The sequence below is a fragment of the Tepidimonas sp. genome (genome assembly GCF_036824975.1).
Classification (GTDB): domain Bacteria; phylum Pseudomonadota; class Gammaproteobacteria; order Burkholderiales; family Burkholderiaceae_C; genus Tepidimonas.
Window position 1 is genome coordinate 1 of sequence record NZ_DAISZC010000078.1, and the last position, 1,904, is coordinate 1,904.

At 70.4% G+C, this 1,904-nt stretch carries 2 protein-coding genes; both read right to left on the reverse strand.

The genetic code is table 11. The annotated features are described in order from the left end of the window. Positions 1–366: single-stranded DNA-binding protein (locus V7Z54_RS08685; RefSeq protein WP_334135884.1), on the reverse strand; the 366-nt coding region annotated here is incomplete at its 3' end. Between the two features lie 233 nt (positions 367–599). Then, positions 600–1,787 (reverse strand): MFS transporter, encoded by a 1,188-nt coding sequence (locus V7Z54_RS08690; protein ID WP_334135892.1) that lies wholly within the window; start codon positions 1,785–1,787, stop codon positions 600–602. Positions 1,788–1,904: the final 117 nt, after the last annotated feature.

The window sequence follows — 1,904 nt, forward strand, 5'->3', positions numbered from 1 at the left end:
GCCGCCATCCTCGGCCGACGCACCCATGCCTTCGCGACTGCCCAGCAGCTGCAGCTCGGTAGCAATGATGTCGACGGTGTTGCGCTCGATGCCGTCCTGCCCGGTGTACTTGCCGTATTTCAGGCGTCCCTCCACGTACACCGGGCGTCCCTTTTTGAGATATTCACCCGCGATTTCGGCCAAGCGGTCGAAGAACGTGACGCGGTGCCACTGCGTGTCTTCGACCATCTCGCCAGTGCTGCGGTCCTTGCGCCGGCTAGAGGTGGCGATGCTGACGCTGGCCACCGGCTGGCCCGAGGGCAGGTAGCGGATTTCGGGATCGCGGCCACAGTTGCCGACGAGGATGACTTTGTTGACCGATGCCATGGGGTTGTCCTTGGGGTGAGGGCAGGTGTGAAATGGATACGCAATGGCTCGGATTGTGCCGCAAGTGGCTCGTCCCACGCCCTACCCCGCATAGGGGAGATGCAGGGGAGGGTGCGCGCTCCCTCCTTCCTCTGAAGCGAGGCCGGACGCGGGGGCGGGCATGCGGGACGTCCCATGGGGCGGGTGTGTCCCGGCGCTGAGCACACGGGCCGACTGTGGTGCATCACGCCCCGTCAGGGCGCAGCGGCGGCAGGTGCAGGGGCGGGGGTGCGCAGCCGCCAGCCCAGCGCCAGCCAGACCCCGCACAGCGCCGCGCCGGCCAGAAACACCCCGGCAGGCCCATACTGCCGCATCAGCCATCCGCCCAGCGCGCCGCCAGCAAACAAGCCCAGGGACTGCAGCGTGTTGTACACGCCCAGCGCGGCACCGCGCGCCCCGGCCGGGGCCAGGCGCGAGGTCAGGCTGGGTTGGCTGGCCTCCAGGGTGTTGAAGCCCAGAAAGAACACGGCCAGCCACGCCCCCACCGCCAGTACGCCCGCGCCGTGGTGCAGTGCCCACCACAGGCCCGCCTGCGCTAGCAGCAGCAGCCCGACAGCCCCCCGCAGCACGGCTCCGAGGTGGCCGCGCCGCTCCAGGCGAAACAGCACGCCCCCCATGACGATGAAGGAGACCAGCAGCGCGGGCAGGTACACCTGCCAGTGCGCGGCCTTCGGCAGGCCCGCCTGCACCAGCAGCGTCGGCACCGCCATCCACAGCGCCATCTGCACCGTGTGCAGCAGCAGCACGCCCAGGTCCAGGCGCAGCAGGTCGCGGTCGCGCAGCACGCTGCGCAGCGCACCCTGCTCCGGCACCGCTGCGCGCGGCGGTTCATCCGGCACCCCCCACTGCACCACGGCCATGCCCAGCAGAGTCAGACCGGCCGTCAGCGCAAACAGCCCCGGCAGGCCGATGGCTGCCGCCAAAGGGGGGGCGGCCACCAGCGACAGCGCGAATACGGCGGCGATGCTCATCCCCACCAGCGCCATGGCCTTGGTGCGCACGGCATCGCGCGTCAGGTCGGCCAGCAGCGCGGTCACTGCCGCCGAGATGGCGCCCGCGCCCTGCAGAGCGCGGGCGGCGATCAGGTGGTCGATATCGGTGGCCAGCGCGGCCCAGGCGCTGCCCAGCGCGAACACCGCCAGCCCGGCCTGGATGACGCGCTTGCGCCCGAAGCGGTCCGACGCCAGCCCAAGCGGCATCTGCAGCACGGCCTGTGTCAGGCCGTAGACGCCCAGCGCCAGGCCGACGCGCGCCGGGTCGTGGCCACCGTGCAGTTGCGTGGCTTCCAGCGCAAACACCGGCAGCACCAGAAAGAGCCCTAGCATGCGCAGCGCGAAGATGCTCGCTAAAGCGATGCTGGCGCGCCGCTCGTCCGCGGTCATGCGGTTGGCGTGGGCCAGTACGGGTCCGGGGGCGGTCATGCGACGTTGGCGCAACGAAAACATCCGAAAAGGCGCCATTGTGCCGCAAGGCCAGTTCAACAGCAGGCTGGACGTCCG